Below are 7,177 nucleotides of genomic sequence, written 5' to 3' on the forward strand. Positions count from 1 at the left end.
ATCCGTCAGGCGGGCCGGACGGTGACGGTGACGGTGCAGAGGCGCTTGGTGGCCCGGGTCAGGGCTACGTACAGGTCCCTTTCCCCACCGGGGCGGGTCGTGACGATCTCCTCGGGGTTCATGACGACGACCCCGTCGAATTCCAGGCCGCGCGCCTCGGACGCCGGCACGATGCGTGCGTGGTGATCGACGCCGTGCGCCATCAGCTCGCTCACCCGGCTGTCCGCGCAGATCACTCCCAGCAGTTCGCCCGGGTGCGCGGCGCTCTGGGAGCGGAGTTCCCGTACGACGGCGGTGACCAACCCGTCCGGGGGCGCGGTCGCGGTGCGAGGGATCTCGCCGTTTCGCAGTGACCGTGTGGGCTTCTGGTCCGGAGCGATCCGCGTGAGCAGGCCCCGGACGCTCTCCAGGATCTCCTGCGTGGTGCGGTAACTGACGGTCAGGTCGTGCAGGGTGAACCGCGGTCCGACGTGAGGGCCCAGTGCTTCCTTCCAGTCGCGTGCCGTCGTGACCGGGCCCGCCTGGGCGAAGTCACCCACCACCGTCATCGACCGTGCCGGGCAGCGGCGGACGATCATCCGCCACTGCATGGCGGTCAGTTCCTGCGCCTCGTCCACGACGACGTGCCCGTACGTCCGCTCGGGGGAGCCGTCGACCAGGCTCGACGCCTCGTCCAGCAACGGCACGTCGGCATCGGTCCACGGGTCGTCCGGACCGCGCAGCAGAAGGGACCGCTCCTGCGCGGTCAGGCGGGGCAGGTGCTCGGCCAGAGCCTCGGAGTCCGTCAGGAGCGCCTCCACGAGGTCACCGGGTACCAGCCGCGGCCACAGCACCTCGACCGCTCGGTCGACGCCGACATCGTCGAGAAGATCGGCCCGGATGGCGTCCAGGTCCAGCTCGTGGGCCGGACCCGAGTCGGCCGCACCTTCGGCACGGCGCTGGGCGACTCCCGTGAACCGGTCGAGGTTGATGCCCGTCATCCTTTCCGTATCGGCGTCGATCTGCTCCAGGAGGTCGCCCATGTCTCGTTGCATCGCGTCGGCGACGGCGTCGGCCAAGAGCTCCTTGAACACCTGGCGCGCGGGGTTGTGCCCCGGTACGGCCGCCACGGCGGCGGCGCGGGCCGCGGCGACCTCCTCGCCGGGCACGTGAACCAGTGCCTGCCCGACCCGCACGGTGAAGTCCCCGGCCGGGGCCTGGTGGACGCGCAGCAGACCGGCCAGGGCTTCGGCGAGATCGGAGCCGCCCTTGAGGCGCGCCGTGTCCAAGGGGGCCACCGTGTCCGCGGACACTCCGGCCAGTTCCCGGCAGGTCGCCAGAACGACGTCGTTCTCTCCGAGCGAGGGAAGGACCTGGGAGATGTAGTCGAGGAACCGGGCGTTCGGGCCCACCACCAGGACGCCCTCCTTGGCCGCGCGCGGGAACGCGTACAGGACGTAGGCCGCCCGGTGCAGGGCGACCACCGTCTTGCCGGTGCCGGGCCCGCCCTGCACCACGGTCACTCCACGGTGGGCGGAGCGCACGATCTCGTCCTGCTCGGCCTGCAGCGTCGCGACGGCCGCGTGCATCCTGCCCGTACGGCGTGCCGACAGAGCCTCGGTCAACGGGCCGTCCCCCACGACGTCCTCGTCGGTCGGGGCGCTGGCGTCCAGCAGTTCGTCGCTCACCGAGACGACCGTGCGCTCCTCGAGGCGCAGGTGCCGACGCCGCCTCAGGCCCATCGGGTGGACCGGTGTCGCCTCGTAGAAGGGCCGCGCCGCGTTCGCGCGCCAGTCCACGAGCAGAGGCAGCTCGTCCTCTTCCGTCTGCAGTCCGATCCGCCCGATGCGCAGGGCCGTCCCATCCGTCCAGTCGATGCGCCCGAAGACCAGCCCCCTTTCGGCGCCTTCCAGTCGGCCGATCTCCTTGGTCAGACGCTCGGCGGCGATTTCCCTCTCATACGCCTCACCGGCGCTGTCCGTCCGCGCCTTCAGCACACTGGCCCGCTGTGCTCGCGCCTCGGAAAGCCGCTCGGTGAGCAACTCGTACAGGGAGGACACATAATCCTGCTCCAAGTCAACTGCACGGAGGGCGAGTTCATTCATTTTCGACAACAGTGGGGCTCCTTCGATCCGAGCCATACCGTACGGTCGAAATTCTCGAAAGATAAGTCTTGTTTTACTCGCGCCATCATGGCCTTGCGGGATATGGCGAATTCCACCGCGCCGGATATCGCTGATTGCGCTCCCGCCGCCCGTGTGCCTTACGGGTCACGGGGGCCGCAGGTCAGCAGGGTACGATTCGGTAGAACATTCAAGAGTCACTCGGCCGTTCGGTTACTCATCACGCTCATCGGCGCTTCCCGGGGCGCATGCGACGCAGAGTGCCGGCATCTCGCCCTATGTTCACGGTGAGCGACTGTTTGTCTGCGCTGTAGCGTGAGGGGAGCCGTGACGTCATGCCCATGCTGTTGATCAAGGGTGCGTACGCGATCGTGGGGACTTCGCCGGACGGGGACACAGTCCACTTCCGTGCCGACACGCCCGCGGAATGGGACTTCGTCTGCGGACCGCACCGGGTCAAACGCAACTCCGAAGGCCGCGCCAAGCTCCGCCTGGAGGGCATCGACACGCTGGAGACCCATTTCACCTCGCACGGGCCCGAGGTCTCCCAGCCGCCCCCGATCCCGGCGCAGGCCAGGAAGGCGCTGCTGGACTGGGTGGGGTTCACCGACGTCCAGTGGGGAGCGGACGGGACGGTGGCCTCCACCGTCCCGGCGAGCGTGCCCGGCTTCGTGCTGACCCGGGGAGCGGATCCTGACAACCGGTGCATCGCCTTCGCCGGGCTCGGCACCCACCCCGCGGCCAGCGGCACCCACGTGAACGTCGACGCCGCTCTGCTGCGGACCACTCTCAACTACCAGCAGATCAGCAGCGGGCTGGCCTACCCCATGTACTACCAGACGCTCTTCCACGACCTGCGGGACGAGCTGACGGCCGCGGTCCAGCAGGCGAAGGCGGCGCCCGCCAAGGGTGTGTGGGCCGTGGACCAGACTCTGACCGGTGCCTCGGTCACCGGCATGAGCTCGATCACCGACACGGGCCCGACGGCGGGCGGCGCGGTGATCTACCCCAAGCTGTTCCGTCGACTCGTGGAGTACCTCAACCTCGGCGACGCGAACGTGGCCGGCTTCCCCGCCTTCCTCGACCAGAAGGCCGACAAATTCATGGTCCTGTCCACCGGGCAGTTCACCACCGGGCTCGACGCGGTGGTCGAAGTCTCGGGCACCACCGTGAAGATGACCCGGCCGCCCGAGGACCTGGTCTTCCAAGAGGCCTGAGTCCGAGAAGGAGCCGACCCCCATGAGCGACGCCGCGGACTTCCGCGCCCTGTCCGAACTCCTCACCGGCGAGGCGGGCCTCGACCAGGCCGCCGCCGACGTCAACCGGAACCGACTGGCAGTCCACTACCCCACCGCACTGCCCCGCCTGATCGACGCCTACCGCACCGCCGTCGGCCTGCCCGACCCCGGAGCCGCGCTGTTCACCGCGGTCAACGCCGACGCCGAGCTCGCCCGCGTCGCCCGCGAGACCCTCGCGATCTGGTACACCGCGCAGTTCACCAAACCCGACAACACCCAGGTCGGCCCGGACTCGCCCGCCCACTACCGCGCGGGGCTGGTGTGGCAGGTCATCCAGGCGCACCCGCTCTCCGCCCCGCCGGTGCCCGGTGGATACGGCTCCTGGACCCAGCACCCCTGAATCGAGGACGCACCCGCATGGATTCGACCCCCTACGACGTCGTCATCGTCGGTGCCGGTGTGGCCGGAGCGCTCGCCGCCTGCCGCATCAAGGAAGCCAAGCCCCAGGCCCGCGTGCTCCTCCTTGACGCGGGGAACAACGGCCTCGACGCGAGCCGACGAGCTGAGTTCGTCGACGCCTACCAGGTCTCCGCCGGCAAGAACGTCCCCTCCGCGTACGAAGCGCTCCCCAACAACAAGGAGGGGTTCGCGCCCTCCTCCGACGGCGTGGGCGACCCGGTCGCGATGAACCGCTACTACGTCGAGAGCGGCCCCGACCTGTACAAGAGCGGCTTCCAGCGCATGGTCGGCGGCAGCACCTGGGCCTGGCGCGGCAACACCCCGCGCTTCCTGCCCAGCGACTTCGAGATGAAGACCCGCTACGGCGTCGCCGTCGACTGGCCACTCACCTACAACGACCTCGAGGCGTACTACGCCCAGGCCGAGAACGAGCTCGGCGTGTCCGGCAACCGTGCCGAGTGGGACACGGCCACCCCGCGCAGTACCGACTTCCCGATGCCCGGCATCGCCGCCAGCTACGGCGACGGGCTCGTCCGCGCCGCCCTGGCGGGCATCCCCCCGATCGACGGCGTCCCCGTCACGGTGGTCACCACCCCCCAGGCCCGCAACTCCCGCGACTATCAGGGCCGCAGTGCCTGCCAGGGCAACTCCAGCTGCATCCCGATCTGCCCCTCCGGTGCCAAGTACGACGGTGGTGTCCACGTCCGCAAGGCGCGCGACGAACTCGGCGTGAGCGTCCGCACCGGCTGTACCGTCACCCGCCTCGCCCCGCGCCCCGGCACCGCCTCCCCGACCGTCGTCTTCCGGGACTGGACCACGGCCGAGCGGGCCGAGGAACAGGTCAACGCCACCCACGTCGTCCTGGCGCTGAACGCGATTGAGACGCCGAAGCTGTGGTTGAATTCCGGCCTGGACAACCGCAGCGATCAGGTCGGCCGCAACCTCATGGACCACCTCGCCGAGGAGGTCGTCGGCCTGTTCGGGCAGCCCGTCTTCCCCTTCCGCGGCCCCCAGTCGACCCTGAGCGTCGAAACCTTCCGCGACGGCGACTGGCGGAGCACCACCGGTGCCTTCCGCATCACCCTGGGAAACGACGGCTGGGGCCGCACCGAAGCGCCCGGCGCCGCCCTCGACAAGCTCATGTGGGACTCCGCCGCCAAGCAGCTCAAGCACTACGGGCAGGACCTGCAGGACCGGCTGGCCCACCGGGTGACCCGCATGATGCGGATCGGGTACTCCACCGAACAACTCCCCGACGCCGCCAACCGCATCACCCTCTCGGACCAGCGCGACGCACTCGACGTCCCCCGCCCCAAGATCACGTACAAGATCGACGACTACTCCAAGCGCGCCCTGGCGTACGGGCACTCCGTCGCCCGCCGCCTCTGGCAGCACCTGGAAGTCACCGCCGGCGCCGAGGGCGTCGATCCGCTGCGCCCGACGCTCAAGTACAACGGCGCCGGCCACCCCATGGGCACCACCCGGATGGGCACCGACCGCGCCACCGCGGTGGTCAACGCCGACGGCCTCTCCCACGCCCACTCCAACCTCTGGGTCGTCGGCTCGTCCGTCTTCCCCACAGCCGGCACCGCCAACCCGACCCTCACCCTGGCCGCCCTCACCCTGCGCACGGCGGACAAGCTCGCCGCCACCCTCTGAGAGCGAAGCCCATGACCGTCACGGCCCGGCTGGTCATCGCCCGCCACGGCCAAGCCCGGTGCAACGTGGAAGGCCGCGTCGGCGGTCCGGAGACCTGCACCGGGCTCACCGACACCGGCCTTCTCCAGGCGCGTCTCCTGGCCGCCCGCCTCACCGCGGAGCAGCGGAGCGGTGGGACGGTCTTCGACGCGGTGTACGCCGGGACGCGGCCACGCGTCCACGAGACCGGCGCCATCCTCGCCGAAGCCCTCGGCCTCCCCTTGACCACCGACAGCGGCCTCGACGGCCCCCGGCACGGGGACGCGGACGGCCTGCCCTGGCGCGAGGTCGAAGACGCATTCCGGGGCCCGCCCGACGCGCATCCCGACCTGCCCTACGCGCCGGGCTCCGAGACCTGGAACGCCTACCTGACCCGGGCCACGGCCCACCTCGCCCAACTCCTCCTCCACCACCACGGCCGGAACCTTCTGCTGGCCGGCCACGGGGAGACCGTCCACGCCGCCTGCCACCTCCTGCTGAGGATCCCCGCCGTGGCAAGCCCCACGATCGGCTTCGGCACCGACCACACGGCCCTCACCCGTTTCGAACACCACCGTGACCGCTACGGCAACGAACGCTGGGTGCTCACCACGCTCAACGACACGGCACACCTCACCCCGCCCCCACCCGCCCGACCGTGAAGCCCGGGGTCGCTGGCTGACCGGTTATGGCTTGATCGGGCGGCCCCGGCGGGGACCGGAACATCCACCCCCTGTCGTTGGCCATTCCCACCATTCCCACCGACCCCACCACGCCCTAGACTGCGACCGCTTCGAAACCTGGCGATCATCAGGAGGGCGCGCAAGATGAACCGAGGGCTGATCAGCGCATTCGCGGCCGTGACGTTAGTCGTGTCCGGGGGAGGTGTCGCCACCGCGGCCGACGGCCCTCCGCCGCGCACCACGCACGGCCCCTGCCAGTACACGCAGACCCCGGACGAGCCGCCCGCGCGCCCTGTTCCGCTGCCGCCCGACCCGCGGCACACCCCCAGCCGTGGCACGGTGGACATGGCCGTTCCGACCAGCCAGGGCCCGCTCCCGCTGCGGCTGGACCAGGCCAAGGCGCCGTGCACGGTCCAGAGTTTCCTGCATCTGGCACGGCACGGGTTCTACGACCGCACGGTGTGCCACCGTCTGACGGCGTATCCGACGCTGAAGGTCCTGCAGTGCGGCGACCCGACCGGTACCGGCGAGGGTGGGCCCGGGTACAAGTACAAGGACGAGCTGCCGGTGGATCTGCCGCCCGCACCGACCGATCCGACCGGTGCGCGCCGCCTCTACGGTCGTGGCCTGCTGGCGATGGCCAACGCCGGTCCGGACACGAACGGTTCACAGTTCTTCGTGGTCTACGGTGACTCCGCACTGCGACCGAACTACACGGTGTTCGGCACGGTCGGCCCCGACGGCCTGGCCACACTCGACAAGGTCGCCGCCGGAGGAATCGAGCCGACCGCGGAGAACCCCGCACCGGTCGACGGCACACCCGTGCTGCGAACCGAGCTGCTCTGCGTCCGGCCGTCCCGCTGGCACTGACGCCCCCGCAACGATCGCGGCACACGCGCGTGGTCCGATCGGCGGCGCACCCCCTAGTACTGCAACGGTGCTTGCTGTGACGGTTGGGCAGTTTCTGGTGGCGTGTGGCCGCGTCGTTTGTAGTGGCTGACACGTGCCTGGAACTGTC

6 protein-coding genes are annotated in these 7,177 nt (G+C 70.2%); 5 read left to right on the forward strand and 1 reads right to left on the reverse strand.

The features are described from left to right. Positions 1 to 5: 5 nt before the first annotated feature. Positions 6 to 2,084 (reverse strand): HelD family protein, encoded by a 2,079-nt coding sequence (locus ABT084_RS01115; RefSeq protein WP_502968803.1) that lies wholly within the window; start codon positions 2,082 to 2,084, stop codon positions 6 to 8. 353 nt (positions 2,085 to 2,437) lie between these two features. On the opposite strand from ABT084_RS01115, the gene ABT084_RS01120 reads away from it, so the two are divergent. From ABT084_RS01120 to ABT084_RS01140, 5 genes are all read left to right on the forward strand, one after another. Then, the gene (locus ABT084_RS01120) at positions 2,438 to 3,319 is read left to right on the forward strand and encodes a nuclease (protein ID WP_351037496.1); all 882 of its coding nucleotides are present in this window, start codon (positions 2,438 to 2,440) and stop codon (positions 3,317 to 3,319) included. Between the two features lie 22 nt (positions 3,320 to 3,341). Continuing rightward, positions 3,342 to 3,740, forward strand: a complete 399-nt coding sequence (locus ABT084_RS01125) for a hypothetical protein (protein ID WP_351037498.1) — start codon at positions 3,342 to 3,344, stop codon at positions 3,738 to 3,740. Positions 3,741 to 3,757: 17 nt separating this feature from the next. Then, positions 3,758 to 5,458 (forward strand): GMC family oxidoreductase, encoded by a 1,701-nt coding sequence (locus ABT084_RS01130; RefSeq protein WP_351037500.1) that lies wholly within the window; start codon positions 3,758 to 3,760, stop codon positions 5,456 to 5,458. Between the two features lie 11 nt (positions 5,459 to 5,469). After that, positions 5,470 to 6,138, forward strand: coding sequence for a histidine phosphatase family protein (locus ABT084_RS01135; RefSeq protein ID WP_351037502.1), 669 nt, complete (start codon positions 5,470 to 5,472; stop codon positions 6,136 to 6,138). Between the two features lie 198 nt (positions 6,139 to 6,336). Beyond that, positions 6,337 to 7,029 carry a peptidylprolyl isomerase gene (locus tag ABT084_RS01140; protein ID WP_351037504.1) on the forward strand — a complete coding sequence of 231 codons (693 nt, stop codon included), beginning with the start codon at positions 6,337 to 6,339 and terminating at the stop codon, positions 7,027 to 7,029. The last annotated feature ends 148 nt before the right edge of the window (positions 7,030 to 7,177 follow it).

This window comes from Streptomyces sp. NPDC002138 (assembly GCF_040296485.1).
Taxonomy (GTDB): Bacteria; Actinomycetota; Actinomycetes; order Streptomycetales; family Streptomycetaceae; genus Streptomyces.